The organism is Methanofervidicoccus sp. A16 (genome assembly GCF_003351865.1).
Lineage (GTDB): Archaea > AGJL01 > Methanococci > Methanococcales > Methanococcaceae > Methanofervidicoccus.
This window is the reverse complement of sequence record NZ_CP022242.1, coordinates 321,196-338,480: the sequence shown is the minus strand read 5'-3', so window position 1 is coordinate 338,480 and position 17,285 is coordinate 321,196. Positions and strand designations below refer to the sequence as shown.

The following is a 17,285-nucleotide window of genomic DNA, read 5'->3' as shown; positions in this document are numbered from 1 at the left end:
ACATTGAAAAATATTTTATAAAAAATTTAAAATAAAAATAATAATCACTATAAAAAATTTCATTTTATCAAAAGCGATAGGAATTATATTATTAATTTATTACAAAATAATACTTATCTATTAAGGGAATCCTATTTAAGGGCTATACACTTAGAAGATTTTTTTTTTCTTTTAATTTTATTTATAGTTATCATATATCTTTTGAACCTTTGTATGTTTATTTGCCTCCCTATTAATTATTATCTTAGACAAAAAATATTTTTATATCAAAACCCTAATGTTTTAGTTTCCATCAAAAAAGATTTTTCATAATAAATAGAAAATCAAGAATATGGAAATTAAATTCAACGATTGTTAACATTTTTACTTACTCGAGCCTGTTCTAAGTACTGAAAGAAATATATGATGAATCTCTAAACCTTTCTTCTTTAAAAGTACCTTGGACCTACTCCAAACACAAGATCGAACTTCTGTCAATTGGAAACTATCTGTGTAAGTATTCAGACTGTATTCTGTAAAATAGAATAATTCTAAAAAAATATAAAACTTTCTGGTAGAAAATATGAAGGTGAAAATCAGACAACTTCCAGAGGATTTTATTGTGGAGGAGATACTAGACGAGAATGCCCTTGATGAGGGAGATGCCTTTAATCTCTATTTATTAAAAAAGATAAATATGGAAAATTTAAGGACGTTGTCCTATATATCCAAAAAATTCAAGATTCCTCTAAAGGAGATAGGTTACTGTGGTTTAAAGGATAGACACGCTATTACAATCCAACATATTACCATCCCTGCAAAATATGGAGTGTTATCTCTAAGGGAGAAGAATCTGGAGTTGAAATATCTAAGGAAAGTAGGAAATTCTCTAAAGTTAGGACAGTTGGCAGGAAATAAATTTAAGATTACCATCAGATATCTCAAAAAAGAATACCTTCCCGATATAGGGGAGAATCTGAAAAAACTACATTTGGGAGTACCTAACTATTATGACACTCAGAGATTTGGAAGTGTATATAGAAGCGGGGAATTCATAGCCAAGGAGTATATGATGGGGAACTACGAAGAGGCTCTTAAGATAATACTAACGAGGTATAAAAAGAGTGAAAACAAGTTGATAAAAGATCTAAAAAGATACATAAGGAGTCATTGGGGGGATTGGAGGTCTATTATCAGGTATATGGAGGATAGAGGAATAAGGGATCGAATGTTTCACAACATAATTAGGTATCTTGAAGGTGGAGGAGAGGAAGAGAGATTCAAGGAAGCCTTTAAGTACGTAGATATTAGGTTGAAGAAGTTGTTCGTCTCTGCTTATCAGAGTTATCTCTGGAATGAATCTGTAAAGAGTCTTTTAAAGAAATATATTCCTAAAGAGGATAGAACATACATGGATTATAACTGTGGAACCTTTTTATTCTATAAAGATATAGAAGAGGACGTTCTTAATACTTTGAAAGATGAAACCTTTCCCACTATAACCCATGATCTAGACACAAAGGATGTTAAGGAGGAGTACTGGAAGATCATAGAGGATATTTTAAAGAAAGAGGGATTAAGAATAGAGGACTTCAACAGACTTCTAGATCTCTCAAAACCCTCCTATACTGAAAGAAGGATACTCTCCATCCCTGAGGAGATAAGATACGGAGAATTTTTAGAGGATGAATTAAATAAAGGTAGATATAAGATCACCGTGGAGTTTCAACTGAAGAAGGGCTGTTATGCTACTATGATAGTAAAGAGAATAACATCCATTTAAGATGGAATTTTATAATAATTTCTGAAACTATGGGAAAATAGAAATTATTTCACGTTAATATTTAAAAATGATTCTACTTTACACCCCTCTTATTTTTTACAAACTGATAAGTACTCCTTTAAAATGAATGGGAAATCCTTTGCCTTAACAAACCTTAAACCTAGGCGTTGGGCCCACTTCTCAATACCTTCATCACTGGCTACAACTGCAGCATCTAACTCCTTTGCAAGGAGCAATACATCTAAATCAGGAGCACTGTCAAGGGTTCCAGTTCTAAGGGCATTTCTGTACTTATTTCTAAAGGTATTAACGGTCTTTGAGAGTACAGAGTTTATTAATTCTCTCTTTTCTCCCTCCCCCTTTGTTGTAAGATTGTACATTTCCTCTGCAGTTTCATACATGGCACTTTCGCTTAGTCTCATCCCCTTATTTATCCTCTCTCTCAGATCCCTTATATACTCGTAGAGTATCTCTGCAGGTAGTTTTATCTCGTATCTATTTGGAGTTTTCTTCACCAACCAGGTATCCACCTTTATTATAATCTCCTCTGGACACCCCTCCCTCTTTAAGAAACCTATCAACTCATTATACACACTTGGATAAGGTATGTGGCAGGATATATCCAAATATATTCTAGATTTTGCAATAAGATCTAATATCTTTTCGGCAGATTCTGTTATTGTAGAGGCATTTAGAGATTTCCTAACTTCACTGTCAGTGATAGCAGTAGTATCTAAACAGAACCTCTGTTTTTGCAAAGTATTCCCCTCCTAAAAAATTAATCTTTACTTTTTTGATATTTTTATAATAATTTTTATAATTAGGATTATTTAATAGAAATTTAAAGTTATTGTTATTTTTAAAATAATAATTTATTAGAGAGTTAAAAAATATATGGTAGAGTTAGGATAATATATCTTCATTTATAGATAAGATCTTTATCTTAGGAGGATAGTTTTTAATATATTCGGAGATAATATCCTTCTCTATTCTACACTCCAGTCTTGATATAATCCTTTCCTTAAAATGTTTAGAAAAACCTTGAGGTATAGTTTCTTTAATCTCTTCAATACTTTTATAGGGCCTATTTTTCTCCAACACTTCACCTATATTCTTTGGAATATACTTTTCAAGGGAGTATTCGTTGACAGTTTCCAATATTCTATCCTCAAATCTCTTTAGGATAATACTTTCTATATCTCCCTTCGAATATTCCTCTAGAACCTCCAAGGTAGTTTCAGGAATCATTCCCCTTATCTCCTCGAATCTACCTTTATATACACACTCCCTGATTTTGCTACCATTTATACCCTCTAATCTCTCTACAAATAAGAACTTTGGATTGAAGTTCAAGTTATACTTCTTGTTAAGTTTATAGATTGTATATGATAAAGATGCTATTACATAGTTGTCTATCTCAAGTTTCTCACAGATGTACTCTCCAGTTTCGATACAGGATACTCTATAGGGTTTTACACTGATGTGATATCCTCTATTTATGAGATCTATTATTTTCTCCATATTACTGTCTCTTATATACCCTCTAGGTATGATATCCACCCCTATAGTGTGGAACATTTTGACGATACACTCCATATACTGCCCAGAGCCCATAATACCCATAGGAGGTCCTTCGATAACAATATCTGCCCCTGCCCTTATAGCCATTTCCGCCCTTATGTATCTATCTACTAGATAGGGCACCCCTCTACCACTCCTCTCAAGAGGTCCAGGAAGTACACTTATAAAGAGCCCCTTCTCTTTACCTCTACTTAGGCAGTACTTATGCCCCAAATGGAGAGGATTGTACTCTGTGTAGTCTGCTACAATATTCACCTTCTTTTCTTCCTTTAATTCCATTAACATTTTTTTAAATTTCTCTATACTCCTTTCATCTCTCTTTGAAGAGTATTTTATTATCTCTTCCCTATCTTTTAAAAAATTTTTAAGTACCTTATCTTTCATGGTTTCCCTTAACACAGTAGTGCATGTATATACATTAAACCGTAATATTTATATAGTAAAATTGTAATTGTTATATTCGGGCCCATGGTCTAGCTGGCTATGACATCGCCCTTACAAGGCGAGGGTCGCCGGTTCGAATCCGGCTGGGCCCACCATTTTTTTTATGGAGGTTTATATTCATTTATTTAAAGATACTAATGTATATTAATAAAAACTAGTTTTTATTATTTATAATTTATCTTTATAACCAATTCCATTTCTTAATATTTCCATTAATCTCCACTCTATTTATTTCACATAATGCATTAATATATTTAAATATACGAATATAAACATAAGTAAAAAATATTGTTGGGAGGTTTTACATACCTCCCAAGTCATCTCCTCCAAAGTCCTCAGAGCCTCCTTTCTTGTCCTTACTGTCTAATTTCTCAGCAGCTATTATATCGTCTATTCTCAACAACATCTCAGCAGCCTCTGCTGCTGACTGGATAGCCTGTGTTTTGACTCTTAATGGTTCAACAACTCCATTCTCTACCATGTTCTCTATTTCTCCTGTGAAGACGTTCAACCCATATGCTGCATTACCCTCATTTGCATGTTTAGCTCTGAGGTTTACCATCATCTCTATTGCGTCTAGACCAGCGTTTTCAGCCAGTGTTCTTGGTATTACCTCTAGTGCGTCAGCAAATCCTCTTACTGCCAACTGCTCTCTACCACTTACTGTATCGGCGTAGTCTCTCAATCTCATTGCCAACTCTACCTCTGTTGCCCCACCACCAGCAACTATCTTACCGTCCTCTATTGTACAGGCAACTACTCCAATTGCATCCTCAATTGCCCTTGCTACCTCATCTACAATGTGCTCTGTTGTACCTCTTACCAAGATTGTTACAGCCTTTGGATCCTTACACTCTCTTACGAATATCATTGCGTCTCCAGCAATCTTCTCCTCAGATACAACTCCAGCCTCTCCAAGGTCCTCTGCTGTAAGGTCCTTTATGTTTGTTATTATGTTTGCACCTGTAGCCTTAGCAAGTTTCTCCATGTCAGACTTCTTGACTCTTCTTACAGCGAGTATTCCAGCCTTAGCCAAGTAGTGCTGAGCAAGGTCGTCTATACCCTTCTGACAGAATACTACGTTTGCACCAGATGCCTTTATCTGGTCTACCATGTCCTTTATCATCTTCTCTTCTTGCTCTATGAACTCGATCATCTTTGCAGGATCTGTTATGTTTATCTTAGCATCTGTCTCAGTTTCTTTTACCTCTATTGGACAGTTGAGTAGTGCTATCTTAGCATTTTCAACTTTCTTAGGCATCTGTGGGTTTACTCTCTCCTTGTCTATTACTACACCCTTAATTAACTCTGTCTCGTCTACTGAAGCACCTTCCTTCTTCTCGATCTTTATTAGATCCTTATCTACCTTACCGTTTTCATCTACAACGGTTGTAACAGCCTCAACTACTATCTCTCCTAACTTCTCTCTAGCCTTCTCAGCACCTTTTCCAGTTAGGGAGGTCATTGCTATTTTCTTCAACATGTCCTTATCTTCTGGGTTAACATCTATTGCTATTTCCTTCAATATCTCCTGAGCCTTCTCAAGTGCTAATTGGTATCCTTTTATGATTATTGTTGGGTGTACGTTCTGATCTAACAACTCCTCAGCCTTTCTTAACAACTCACCTGCTATAACAACTGCTGTTGTTGTACCGTCTCCAACTTCCTTCTCCTGGGTCTTAGCAACTTCAATTAACATCTTTGCAGCAGGGTGCTCTACACTCATCTCTTTCAATATTGTTACACCATCGTTTGTAACAACTATGTCTCCTAAATCATCAACTAACATTTTGTCCATTCCCTTTGGACCTAAGGTAGTTCTTACAGTTTCTGCTATAACTCTCCCTGCTAATATGTTCATTCTCTGTGCTTCTCTTCCTACAAATCTTTTTACATTCTCAGGTAGTATTACTATTGGTTGGGTTGCTGCCACCCTCCCACCTCCTCCTTTTATTTTTTTATTACTTTATATTCTACTCCTTCGGTATATATATGATTACAAACTTCTATATAAAGGTTATGGTTTTGTGTGTTTTGTAGCACAAATATAGGTAAAAGATCAACGCCCCTCCACCCTAGCATCTATCACTATATGCCATACCCCTGGAGCATATTTTTTTATCATATGTACGTGGTAGGATGTTAATCTATAATTGTAATTTTCAGCAGTTTTGATTATATTACAAACACCCTCTGAATATATCGCCTTCTCAGGTAAGGTATCGTGATAGTGTATAACTCCTCCTTCCTCTTTTAGAAGTTGAAAAGCCTTATCTAAGAAGAACCTAGTTTTAAGTATGTATCCCATTATTACCCTATCTGCAATATTCTCAAGGTCTAAATTCCTATTATCCTCCAAAATAGGTACAACATTCTTCAACTTATTTAACCTAATATTTTCCTCTAGATAGTAGTAGGCATCTGGATTTATCTCTACCCCGTAGATTCTCTTAGGCCTGGAGTACTTGGCCATAGGTATAGAGAAGTAACCTATTCCTGCAAACATATCTACTACTACTTCCCTTGGATGGGATATATGAGCCATCCTTTTCCTCTCCTCTATATTGCCCATACTCCACATAACCTTCGATACATCCAATTTAAATAGACAACCGTATTCCTTATGGATAGTTTCGGTCTCACTGCCATATATTATCTTGATCTTTGGTCTTCTAAGATCTCCTTTTATACCTTCGTATTTTACTATCGTTTTACACCTAGTTTTATTCACTATGTAATCTATCTCCTCCTGAGACAAATCTCTCTTTACTAGAACTATATCTCCAACTTTCTGATATTTCAGCATATTATCCTTTTGAAAATTATAAACTAGTTATTTGTTTAGTACAGATATTTTTAAAATTATAATAATTAAAATAAAAATTAATAAAATTATAAAATAATAAAATATATCCCTCCTTCCCAGTTAGAGAATAACAATAAGATTACTCTTTTTTGTCATATTTTTTAATAATAATTTTATTATTTTTATGAGAGTTTTATTTAATATAAGTAGTTTTCTTTTTATTAGAGTTTTAATAGTTAATATTGGAAATTATATTATTCCTGGTGATGGGATGAAAAAAAATAAAAGAGGTCTTGTGCTCTTTGATCTAGACAGTACTCTAATAGAGGAGGAGACAATAGATGAACTGGCTAAACTGGCAGGTGTAGAGGAAGATGTAAAGAGGATAACTAAGGATGCCATGAATGGAAAGATAGATTTTGAGGAATCTCTGAGGAAGAGGGTAGCACTCTTAAAGGGATTGCCCATAGATAGTGTAAAGGAATTGATTCCAAAGTTGAGATTGACAAAGGGTGCAAAGGAAACCATAGAGGAACTTAAAAATAGAGGGTATGTTGTAGGTGTAGTAAGTGGGGGATTTACAATCGTTACAGAAAAGATAAAGAAGGATCTAAATTTAGACTATGCATACTCTAACGAACTTGTGGTGAAGGATGGGAAGTTAACAGGTGAGGTAAGGGGAAGGGTGATGAGTTCCACTGCTAAGGGAGATATCCTTGAGGAGATTGCAAAGAGAGAAAACATAGATTTAAAGGATACTGTAGTTGTGGGAGACGGTGCAAACGATATAAGTATGTTTAAGAGGGCAGGTTTTGGTATAGCATTTTGTGCAAAGGAAATATTAAAGAAAAACGCCGATGTTTCTATAGAGAGGAGAGATCTAAGGGAGATACTAAAATACGTTAAATAAGAGGGATTTTTATTATATAAAAAATTTCTAAGTTCAAGGACATTTAATAAAAATGGAGAAGGGATATATTATGAGTATATTCCTTTTTGAGTACGCTGTGGGGAGCAATGAAGATATAGAGCCCAGCATACTCCAAGAGGGCAAATTAATGTTTGATAGACTGTTGGAAGACTTTCTAAATAGTAATTTTACAGTTATTACAGTAATAGGTGAAAAACATTTAGAATATTACAGAGATAGAGACAACCTGAAAGTGTATGTTCAGAGGAATACCGATGTAATAGAAACAATTAAAGAGGTGTTAAATAAAGAGGATATAGAGGGAGCCCTTTTAATTGCACCTGAGAGTGATAGGTTGCTCTATAGACTTACTAAGTTAATAGAGGAGAGAAATATCTTAAACTTAGGTTCTCACAGTGAAGGTGTTAAAATAGGTGGGAACAAATACCTAACCTACGAAAGGATAAAAGGTGTAGTTAAAACTCCTAAAACCTTACCTCCAAAGAGATACATAATAAAGGAGATAGAGGGTTGTGGAGGCTCCAATCAACTGATAATCTCTGAAAACTATATAGTCCAGGAGCATATAGAGGGAGAGCCCTACTCCGCAAGTTTCATAGTAGGGAAAAAACTATATCCCTTATCCCTGAATAGACAGTACTATAAGGATGGGAAATATATCGGAGGAGAGATCAACATAGATCATCCACTTAAAGATAGAATGATAGAGGAGTCAGTGAAGGCACTTAAGGAGATAGAGGGTTTAAATGGTTATGTAGGTGTAGATATTCTATTAAAAGGAGATGATATATACATCCTAGAGATAAACCCAAGGATAACTACATCTATTGTAGGTATATACACCACTCCCTCTATCTCCCAATTACTGGTGGATAACGCCAAGGGAAAGGATCTGAAGTATAGAGTGGAAGGTAGTAGAGAGATCACCATTCTATAAGGAGATTATCTATTCTGTAGGGGGATATCTATCTACTAAATACCTAATAACTATCGGGGCTATAATGGACGTTATAAGTATCATCACAACTACAGTTACAAATAAACTATGGGGAAATACTCCCAGATCTCTTCCAACGGAGGCTACAACAAGGGGGGCTGAAATTTGAGGGATAGTTAATAGACCTCCATAGAGACTTTTCAGTCTATCACAACCTATTATTTTAAAGGAGAGATAACCAGAGAGTGTTTTTAAAATCATCAAACCTCCAACTGTACTAACAAGTATCCCCAAGTTGTCCAAGTTCATCAGCATTCGAATATTTGTGTTCATACCTACAGTTAGGAAGAATATAGGTATAAAGAAACTGTAGCCTATAGCATTTAGATTATTATTAAGTAAGATATCATGCTCCTCCTTAGTAAGGGCCTCAGATACAGCCACGCCAGTAATAAATGCACATATCATAGGGTGTATTCCTACGTACTCTCCAATAAGTATGGAGATAAGTATTATTAGAAGTACAAAGTGTATCTTTCTACAGTGAAGTTTTTCAAATCTCTTAAATATCTTCTTTGTAATAAGTGGAATTAGTAGTAATAAACCTAAGATGTAGAGGAGTATCTGTATAATAAACAATACAGATCCCTCTAAACCCTGATTTAAACTGATTTTGGATACTGTAGCCAGGAGTATCATCCCTAGTACCTCGGATAGTACAACAGCTCCCAGGAGTATAGTTCCAAACTTTGATCTCATCATATCTAACTCATCTAAAAGGGCGTAAACTATACCTACAGAGTTAGAGGCGAACATAATACCATAAAGTAGGGCACCTAGATAGTCGAGACCTAAAAGACTTCCTATATAGTATCCTCCAATACCACATATTACTGCAGAAAATAGGGAGATAAATAGGGATCTTTTAAACCCTCTAATTAGAGTTTCATTATCCACCTCCATTCCCGCCAAGAACATGAGAAATATGGCTCCAAAGGTAGAAAAGGTTTTAAGAGCTTCATCAATATCTACAATACCAAGACCGTAAGGTCCTATGAGTATCCCTGCCAACATTATAGCAGTAATCCCTGGTATGTTGAACCTCTTTAAGATGATAGGTACTAGGAATATAGAGGTTATTATAATAAAGAATGTTATATACAGTTCCACAGTTCCACCGAGGTTGGAAAGATTTAATTAACTCCAACAGGTTAAATAGGTAAACCTCTTTTTATAAATTTACTATATAAATAAATTATTAATAATTATAAATAATATAATTAAAATTTAAAAGTAAGTTTTAAAAGTTGTTGAACATTAAAAAATAGTAAAATAAAATATTGAGATCTAAGAGTACTAAAATTATTTCCATTATTACTACATTATTTATATCTCTCTTCCTATTTTTGAAAGGAGAAAGGAAAAATTTACCATGATAAAAACTGTTCTGCCTTTACTGTTAACCTTAATTATTATCAGTTGATTTTATATTCTTTTAGGAAATAAGCAAATAAATTAGTAAAATCATTAAAAGAGGAAAAAAATGATACTGGAGTTAAAAGGGTTATACTTGGGATTAAGATTTTCATCTGCCCATATAGTATTTGGACATGAATCCTGTGGGGCTATACATGGCCATACATACTACGTAGATGTAAGATTAGGTGGAAGGCCCTCTGGAGAGTTTAACTTTGTCGTAGATTTTAAGGTGTTAAAAAAGATTGTTAAAGAGGTATGCCAAGGCTTAGATCATAAACTGTTGTTGCCTAGAGATCATCCACATATAAAGTACACTATTGAAGAGGACTATATCTACTTTGTATACTCCTATAGAAGATGTAAAAAGGAGTATAAACTCCCTCTAGAGGATGTTTTACTTTTACCGTTAAAGGGGATCACTGCGGAGGAACTCTCTATTTATATAACAGAGGCTATTAAAAAGGCCCTTCTTAAGTTAGATGTGGACAACATAGAGTGGATAGAGGTTACACTTTATGAGGGATTAGGTCAGGGGATAACAAATAGGGCGTATCTAAAATAAAAATTATAAATATTGGATAATAAATATAGATAAATTATAACGATTGTTAATTATAAATGGTGATAGTAATGGAATTTGATATTACTGTAAGTGAGGTTATGAGTACTCCTGTGGAGACTGTAAAGTTAAATGCCACTGCCTACGACGCTGCCAATATACTAAAAAATAAGAAGATAGGAGGTTTAGTAGTAGTAGATGATTCAATGGAACCAGTAGGGTTAATTACAGAGAAGGATCTCGTTCATAAAGTTGTTGCGAGAAATCTAAAATCAAAAGAGGTTTTGATTAAAGATATTGTGTCTCCAAAACTTATATCCATATCTCCAAAGGCCACAATTATAGAGGCTGCAAAGTTGATGGCTAAGAAGAATATCAAGAGGCTTCCAGTGGTTGAGAATGGAAAACTTTTAGGTATAATTACAGTTAGCGACATTGTCTCTGTCTCACCTAAGATCTTCGAGATAATGATAGAGGTATCTAAGATAAAGGATAGAGAGGATTATCCCAGGGAGCAAGAATCCATATACGGAGTATGTGAAGTATGTGGTAACCAGGGGCGTCTAAGATACATAAATGGAAAGTACGTCTGTGAGAACTGTATAGACAGCGACAGTATCTAAATATAATAAAATTTAAGGAGGGGAGATTTTGAGGGTGGGTGATGTAATAAAGGATAAAAAAGATGTTATAAAGGTATATCCCTCTACCACCATAAGGGATGCAGTTTCAAAGATGAACAACAGTGGTAGTAGAAGGGTACCTGTAGTAGATGCAGGTACAGATAGGATTGAAGGTATTGTAACTTCTATGGATATTCTGGACTTTATGGGAGGAGGAAATAAGTACAACCTTGTGAAGTTTAAACATGACCATAATCTCCTATCTGCAATAAATGAACCTGTAAAGGAGATAATGACCAGCAATCCAGTATGTGTAAGGGAATCTACACCCTTGGATGAGGTAATAGATATATTCGTTGAGAAGAATGTAGGAGGTACTCCTGTTATCGATAAAGAGGATATACTAATATCCATTATAACTGAGAGGGATGTTATACGCCATCTTATAGACAAGATAGAGGGTAAAACTGTCCAGGACTATATGACAGAGGATCCTATAGTTGCCACTCCAGGGATGAGGTTGAAGGACGTAGCAAGGGTTATGTTGAGAAATGGATTTAGAAGACTCCCAGTAGTATCTGAGGATAGATTGGTAGGTATGGTAACATCTACAGACTTTATAAGACTGTTAGGTAGCGACTGGGCCTTCAACCGTATGACTACTGGAAATGTAAGGGAAATAACAAACGTTAGAGTTGAGGAGGTAATGGCTAAGGATCCAGTGAAGGTAAGTAGGGAGGACTCCCTTAGAAGTGTTGCAGAGATCATGATCAATAAGGGTATAGGTGCTCTCCCAGTGGTAGAGGATAAAGATAACTTAGTAGGAGTAATAACAGAGAAGGATATTGTAGCGTTCCTCAGGGAGATTTATTCCTAGGTGGTACTGTGAAAAGTGAGGATATAGTGGAGGTAGTAGTGGAACTCTTCAAGGAGACAGGGACAACTGTACCTGAAGATGTAGAGAAGGCTCTCATATCTGCACTGGAGAGGGAGGAGAGTGAGATCTCAAGGAGTATCCTAAGGGCTATTCTTAAGAACATAGAGGTTGCCAGGGATAGATCTATACCTCTCTGCCAGGATACAGGGGTGCCTGTTGTATTTCTTAGGGTAGGAAAGAATATATCATCATCTGAGATTCTCCGTATCTTAGATGGGATAAGGGAAGGGGTAGTTAGGGCAACTGAGGAAATACCTCTAAGACCTAACGTAGTAGATCCCTTTACAAGGGAGAATCTTAAAACAAACGTTGGACTGGGATCCCCCTTTATAGATATAGAGGTGGATGAGAGGTTAGATAGGGAGGTAGAGATAAAGGTACTTCCCAAGGGTGCAGGTAGCGAAAACATGAGTGCCCTCAAGATGCTAACTCCTGCAGAGGGCATAGAAGGTATAAAGAGGTTTGTACTGGAAACTGTGGCTAATGCTGGTGGAAAACCCTGTCCACCTATAATCCTAGGTGTAGGTGTGGGAGGTACTGCAGATATAGCCCTAAAACTTGCAAAGAAGGCACTTCTAAGGAGGATTGGAGAGAGGCATCCTAACAGGGATATTGCTAAGTTGGAGAGGGAACTTTTAGAGGATATAAACAAGTTAGGTATTGGAACTATGGGACTTGGAGGAAGTATTACAGCGTTAGATGTATTTATTGAATATATGGGTTGTCATACTGCTTCTTTACCAGTTGGTATCTGTATCCAGTGCTGGGCACATAGGTGGGGCAGGAGGATTTTGAAGATTTAAAAATAAAAATTATTTCTATTAAAGAAAATAATTTTAGAAAGTTTTTTAATTTTTATATTCATAGATATAATTTTTAAAACTATAATAATGGCTAAAAAATAATAAAGAGTTAAAAATCGGTAAAAAATAATATAAAAAAGGCAAAAACTTTTAAGAAAGAGAATTTTATAGGGAACTCTATACTTTCTTTAGTATTTAATACAGTCTAGAGAATAAGGGTTATATATTTACTTTTTTACCTTGTAATTATTTTCTTTATTATTATTACCCTAATTCCCATCAAAAAATCCTGATAAGAATAGCAATAATTATAATAAAAAAGTTAATTATAATAAAAAAATATAAAAAGAAGATATTAAAATCAAAATAAGAGATAAATAGTCTCTCCTAGGGTACTTTAAAATACTATGGGAGTGGAGCAGATCCTTTCTAACAGGTTGCTATTATTAATTTTATTATTTTTTGTTATTTTTATTATTTAAATCATCACTTTGATGAGAATTAAGGTTTATTTTATTATTCCTCTTAAGATTTTTATTACTTTTTTATTATTCTTCTAATCACAGTCTTGATGGGAACTAGGGTCGGCAGTTTTAAATAATACTCCATTATTAATTATTTTAGTTTTATTTTTATTTATTTTTATTATCTTTTTAATATTATTAAAATTCTCAAGGGAGATATTATTTTGTATAAAATAGTTTTTTATATTATTATTTTTATAGTAGAAAACTCTTAGTTGGAGAATTTATTAATTTAATTTTGTCATCTTTTAATTATTTTAAACAAAAATTTAAATCTTCATATAGAACAGATGACTTCTGCAACCACAATCTGAGGATCCAAAACCTTCCACACTATCAAGGAAACTTAAATCTTTGGCCACTTCACACTCTACACCTTCCTCTGAGACGTATATCTCTTTTACAGTACCGTACTGTAATAAATAGTCTATATGCCAGTGAAGTTTCTTATCCTCTCTTAGGTGTCTCTCTATCCTTCTCTTCAGGTTGTTTCGATCTCCCATGGCAGATCCTACGTAGAAGTAATAACCTTTTTTAAACCTCTCTGTATTTTTTCCATATGTGATATTCTTAGGATTCTTTAACATTATCTTTAATATGTAGGTGCCCTTTTTATCTGGAATATTGTTTTTTGAAACCTTCCTAAACTTGTATTTTTTTAGCACCTCTTCTATACGTTTTACTTTATAGTAATAAGGACATAGTTCCCTTATCTCTTCAGCACATAGATTACATTTTGGAGTAGGAGAGCATACTTTCTTACCGTAGTTCACAAGTAATGTATTTATAATCTTCCAGTATCTCTTTGGAAGTTTCTTCCTCAACTCCATTTCACTCTCTTCAGGAGTTTCAGTGTCTATATACTCCCATCTGTTACATATCCTATGGACATGGGTATCTACACATATACCGTAGTCGTCGTATGCGAGAGTAATCACTAAGTTTCCAGTTTTTCTCCCAACACCAGGTAGTTTTATAAGATCTTCCAGTTTTCTTGGTACCTTACCCTGGAACTCCTCTATCAACATCTTTCCTAGTTTCTTTAGATACTTGGCCTTAGTTCTGTAGAAGCCCACTGGATATATAAGTCTTTCTAACTCTTCCTCCTCTATATCTACAAGATCCTGAGGAGTTTTTACCCTTTCAAATAATCTTTTTGAGACTTCTAATGTAACCTCGTCCTTTGTCCTAGCACTAAGTATGGTGGAGAGAAGTACTTTAAAGGCTCTTTCTTCTACCTCTTTATTCTCCATAGATACCTTTTCAACTGCTGGCATATCTTTTAAATCTCTACTTAGTATATCTAAAAAAGTATGGAACTTTTCTTCTAAGGTGTATCCTCTGGTGTCCATAAGGATCTCCCTAATTTATGAAAAAATATAAGTAAAAGAGATTAAGTTATTATTTAATATTTTTTACTCTTTTCGATCCTCCTTTATTAGTAAAAAGTTATAGAGATCTACAATGTAAAATAATCGTTGGTGAGAGTTATACACTAATTAAATAATTATTAAATTAAATAATATATTCAATATTGTTTGCTAACAAATTCACCTATAGGAATCTACCTTTATCCTATGGGTAATAACCTCAGCCTTCTTGATTAACTCTTCTGGAATGTCTTTTATTCCATTCTCCATTCTAAACTTCAACTGGTTACATAATTCTTGGATCTGTTCTTTCACTTCACCGTTAGCGTAATTGAGGAGATCTGAGGCATAGATATAGGCATTAACCATGTTGTTAACTTTCATATTCATCAGTAGGAGTTCAGAGCAGTAGTAGGCTGATCTTCCGAAGTCCTTTTTAGTTATACTTAGTTCTAAGGATTCTCTATACTTTATTCCCAAGTATTCTGCTAGATCCTTCTGTAGTTCCATTACAGATTGATAACGTTTCTCTCTGTCTTTTTCTAAGCACTTCATTATTATGTCCTCTACTTCTTTTGCCTTCGGGTTGATCTCCGAGGGCTTCCTAGGTTCCTTAGTTACTATAGATATTGCTATTTCCTCGAATTTATCCCCTTTAAATGGTAGTTCTCCAGTTACTAGTTCGTAGAATATCACTCCCAACTGCCATATATCTGTTCTCTCATCTTTATCTTCGCCTTTAACCTGCTCTGGAGAGGCGTAGAGAGGAGTATGGTATCTATCTGTAGTTGTAGAAGAAGATTCTGTTATTATCTTACTTAATCCCCAGTCTGATATCTTTGGAATACCGTTTTTAAGAAGGATGTTCTGTGGTTTTAGATCTTTATGGATGATCTTTTTAGAATGGGCGTATTTTAATCCCTCTGCTATGTTGAATATCATCCATCCTGCCCTCTCTGGATCTAAGGGCTTCTCTATATCTGCCAAGGATTGATCACATAACTCCATCTCTAAGTAAGGTATCGGCATGATGTTGTAGTCGTAGATCTTTACGATGTTCTTGTGTTTTAACCTAGTCCAGTTTGTAAGTTCCCTTAGGAATGATTTTCCTATGGATTCATCTATGGAGATAGGTACCTTAACTGCAACCTCCTTCCCATCTTTACGTTTTGCCTTGAATACCTTTGAAAATCCTCCCCTTCCTATGTACTTTATCTCTACGTATTTCTCCAGGAGTTGTGGATGGAGTGTTTTTAGAATTTTCTGGTTAGAGGAGGATCCCATAGGTGTTATATCCTCCTTACCTTCAATAACTTCAAGTGTTACAGTCTCCTTGAATCTGTATTCTTTGTTCAAGTGATCCTTACATCTTATTTCAACCTCAACAGGCACCTCTCCAAGGGCAATAGGTTTGAGGAAGAACTCTATAATCTCCTTACTGTTTGGCTCGATATCTATATTAGGTAGGTTTCTAACGGTGATCTCATCTGAGAATCGGAATGTTATCTCCCTCGCTACCACTTCTCCCCTATTAACTACCTCCATCTCAACCTTATCCCATCTGTTTATAATGAAGGAGGTATTTAGGAGATTAATCTTTAACTCTGGCCTCTTTAATTTTTCTTCAATCTCCTCCTTGATCTTTCTTACCTCAGGATCGTCCTTTATAAGTAAAGACCTGTTAAAACACTGTAGTGCCTCCCTGTATCTTCCAAGTTTATCGAGGGATAATCCCTTACTGTAGAGTGCATCTGTGTACTTAGGGTTGATCTCCAGTGCCTTGTCGAAGCACTTTATTGCCTCGTTGTGCACTCCCAGTTCACTAAATGCAAATCCCTTGTCGTACCATGCACGGGCATACTTAGGGTTGATCTCCAGTGCCTTATCGAAGCACTTTATTGCCTCTTCGTATCTTTCTAATCTGGAAAGGGCGTATCCTTTACTGTCCCATGCATGGACGTATTTTGGATTTATTTCTAATGCCTTATCGAAGCACTTTATTGCCTCTTCGTATCTTTCTAATCTGACGAGGGCAAACCCCTTGTTGTACCATGTGAAGGGATAATTTGGATCTACTTCTAACGCCTTATCGAAGTACTTTATAGATTCCTCGAATCTTCCTAATTTAAGAAGGGCAAATCCTTTACTGTACAGTGCATACTTATCCCTTGGATCTATCTCTAATACTTTATCAAAGCACTTTATAGATTCTTCGTATCTCCCTAATTTGAGGAGGATGTATCCTTTGTTGTACCATACATGGGCATGTTTTGGATCTATCTCCAACGCCTTATCGAAGCATTTTATAGCTTCATCGTATTTTTTTAACTTACTAAGGGCTAATCCTTTATTATACCATCCATCTACACAGTTGGGATCGATCTTCAACACCTTATCGAAACACTCCAGTGCCTCTTTATATTTACCTGCCTTACTAAGAGATATGCCTTCATCTAACCATTCTTCTTTTGTTTTACCGTCAATTTTCTTCTTGAAGATCCTGAGGATTTTAGAGAGCATGTTTATAAC

The 17,285-nt window shown here is 35.1% G+C and carries 14 protein-coding genes and 1 tRNA gene; 8 read left to right on the top strand and 7 right to left on the bottom strand.

All coding sequences use genetic code 11. From position 1 onward, the window contains the following. Window positions 1–568 precede the first annotated feature (568 nt). Window positions 569–1,762: a tRNA pseudouridine(13) synthase TruD gene (gene truD / locus CFE53_RS01595; protein ID WP_148121117.1), complete on the top strand. Its 1,194-nt coding sequence runs from the start codon at window positions 569–571 to the stop codon at window positions 1,760–1,762. A gap of 89 nt (window positions 1,763–1,851) precedes the next feature. On the opposite strand, the gene CFE53_RS01590 is transcribed toward truD, so the two are convergent. Then, the gene (locus CFE53_RS01590; RefSeq protein ID WP_148120162.1) at window positions 1,852–2,520 is read right to left on the bottom strand and encodes an RNA ligase partner protein; all 669 of its coding nucleotides are present in this window, start codon (window positions 2,518–2,520) and stop codon (window positions 1,852–1,854) included. Between the two features lie 145 nt (window positions 2,521–2,665). Then, window positions 2,666–3,727, bottom strand: coding sequence for a nucleotidyltransferase family protein (locus tag CFE53_RS01585; RefSeq protein WP_148120160.1), 1,062 nt, complete (start codon window positions 3,725–3,727; stop codon window positions 2,666–2,668). A gap of 78 nt (window positions 3,728–3,805) precedes the next feature. Here CFE53_RS01585 and CFE53_RS01580 point away from each other — a divergent pair. Next, window positions 3,806–3,882 (top strand) — tRNA-Val (locus tag CFE53_RS01580). A gap of 206 nt (window positions 3,883–4,088) precedes the next feature. Here the strand turns inward: CFE53_RS01580 and thsA are convergent. Both thsA and CFE53_RS01570 read right to left on the bottom strand, forming a co-directional pair. Next, window positions 4,089–5,720 carry a thermosome subunit alpha gene (thsA, locus tag CFE53_RS01575; protein WP_148120159.1) on the bottom strand — a complete coding sequence of 544 codons (1,632 nt, stop codon included), beginning with the start codon at window positions 5,718–5,720 and terminating at the stop codon, window positions 4,089–4,091. A 126-nt stretch (window positions 5,721–5,846) separates the two neighbouring features. After that, a complete protein-coding gene (locus CFE53_RS01570) occupies window positions 5,847–6,593 on the bottom strand; it encodes a class I SAM-dependent methyltransferase family protein (protein ID WP_172456340.1) in 747 nt (248 codons plus the stop codon). 271 nt (window positions 6,594–6,864) lie between these two features. Between CFE53_RS01570 and serB the strand changes: the two genes are divergently transcribed. After that, a complete protein-coding gene (gene serB / locus CFE53_RS01565; protein ID WP_148120157.1) occupies window positions 6,865–7,503 on the top strand; it encodes a phosphoserine phosphatase SerB in 639 nt (212 codons plus the stop codon). 70 nt (window positions 7,504–7,573) lie between these two features. Beyond that, window positions 7,574–8,461 (top strand): tyramine--L-glutamate ligase, encoded by an 888-nt coding sequence (mfnD, locus tag CFE53_RS01560; protein WP_148120155.1) that lies wholly within the window; start codon window positions 7,574–7,576, stop codon window positions 8,459–8,461. 9 nt (window positions 8,462–8,470) lie between these two features. Here the strand turns inward: mfnD and CFE53_RS01555 are convergent, their stop codons facing one another. After that, the gene (locus CFE53_RS01555; RefSeq protein WP_148120153.1) at window positions 8,471–9,631 is read right to left on the bottom strand and encodes a cation:proton antiporter; all 1,161 of its coding nucleotides are present in this window, start codon (window positions 9,629–9,631) and stop codon (window positions 8,471–8,473) included. A 373-nt stretch (window positions 9,632–10,004) separates the two neighbouring features. Between CFE53_RS01555 and CFE53_RS01550 the strand changes: the two genes are divergently transcribed. The 4 genes from CFE53_RS01550 (at window position 10,005) to CFE53_RS01535 (ending at window position 12,862) form a co-directional block, all read left to right on the top strand. Further along, on the top strand, window positions 10,005–10,502 hold the full coding sequence (locus tag CFE53_RS01550) for a 6-carboxytetrahydropterin synthase (RefSeq protein ID WP_148120152.1): 498 nt from the start codon (window positions 10,005–10,007) through the stop codon (window positions 10,500–10,502). A gap of 68 nt (window positions 10,503–10,570) precedes the next feature. Next, window positions 10,571–11,122 carry a CBS domain-containing protein gene (locus CFE53_RS01545; protein ID WP_172456339.1) on the top strand — a complete coding sequence of 184 codons (552 nt, stop codon included), beginning with the start codon at window positions 10,571–10,573 and terminating at the stop codon, window positions 11,120–11,122. Window positions 11,123–11,150: 28 nt separating this feature from the next. Next, window positions 11,151–11,999 (top strand): CBS domain-containing protein, encoded by an 849-nt coding sequence (locus tag CFE53_RS01540; RefSeq protein WP_148120150.1) that lies wholly within the window; start codon window positions 11,151–11,153, stop codon window positions 11,997–11,999. Between the two features lie 8 nt (window positions 12,000–12,007). Then, complete coding sequence (locus CFE53_RS01535; protein ID WP_148120148.1) at window positions 12,008–12,862, top strand: fumarate hydratase; 855 nt, start codon at window positions 12,008–12,010, stop codon at window positions 12,860–12,862. A gap of 793 nt (window positions 12,863–13,655) precedes the next feature. Here the strand turns inward: CFE53_RS01535 and CFE53_RS01530 are convergent. Together CFE53_RS01530 and CFE53_RS01525 are read right to left on the bottom strand one after the other, a co-directional pair. Continuing rightward, on the bottom strand, window positions 13,656–14,738 hold the full coding sequence (locus tag CFE53_RS01530; protein ID WP_371678123.1) for a DUF123 domain-containing protein: 1,083 nt from the start codon (window positions 14,736–14,738) through the stop codon (window positions 13,656–13,658). 198 nt (window positions 14,739–14,936) lie between these two features. Next, on the bottom strand, window positions 14,937–17,276 hold the full coding sequence (locus CFE53_RS01525; RefSeq protein WP_148120147.1) for a tetratricopeptide repeat protein: 2,340 nt from the start codon (window positions 17,274–17,276) through the stop codon (window positions 14,937–14,939). Window positions 17,277–17,285: the final 9 nt, after the last annotated feature.

What these genes read in the sequence shown, in the direction of transcription:
- CFE53_RS01550 (WP_148120152.1), top strand. Translation starts at nt 10,005, where the DNA reads ATGATACTGGAGTTAAAAGGGTTATACTTGGGATTAAGATTTTCATCT.
- CFE53_RS01570 (WP_172456340.1), bottom strand. Translation starts at nt 6,593, where the DNA reads ATGCTGAAATATCAGAAAGTTGGAGATATAGTTCTAGTAAAGAGAGAT.
- CFE53_RS01585 (WP_148120160.1), bottom strand. Translation starts at nt 3,727, where the DNA reads ATGAAAGATAAGGTACTTAAAAATTTTTTAAAAGATAGGGAAGAGATA.
- mfnD (WP_148120155.1), top strand. Translation starts at nt 7,574, where the DNA reads ATGAGTATATTCCTTTTTGAGTACGCTGTGGGGAGCAATGAAGATATA.
- CFE53_RS01525 (WP_148120147.1), bottom strand. Translation starts at nt 17,276, where the DNA reads ATGCTCTCTAAAATCCTCAGGATCTTCAAGAAGAAAATTGACGGTAAA.
- serB (WP_148120157.1), top strand. Translation starts at nt 6,865, where the DNA reads ATGAAAAAAAATAAAAGAGGTCTTGTGCTCTTTGATCTAGACAGTACT.
- CFE53_RS01545 (WP_172456339.1), top strand. Translation starts at nt 10,571, where the DNA reads ATGGAATTTGATATTACTGTAAGTGAGGTTATGAGTACTCCTGTGGAG.
- CFE53_RS01530 (WP_371678123.1), bottom strand. Translation starts at nt 14,738, where the DNA reads ATGGACACCAGAGGATACACCTTAGAAGAAAAGTTCCATACTTTTTTA.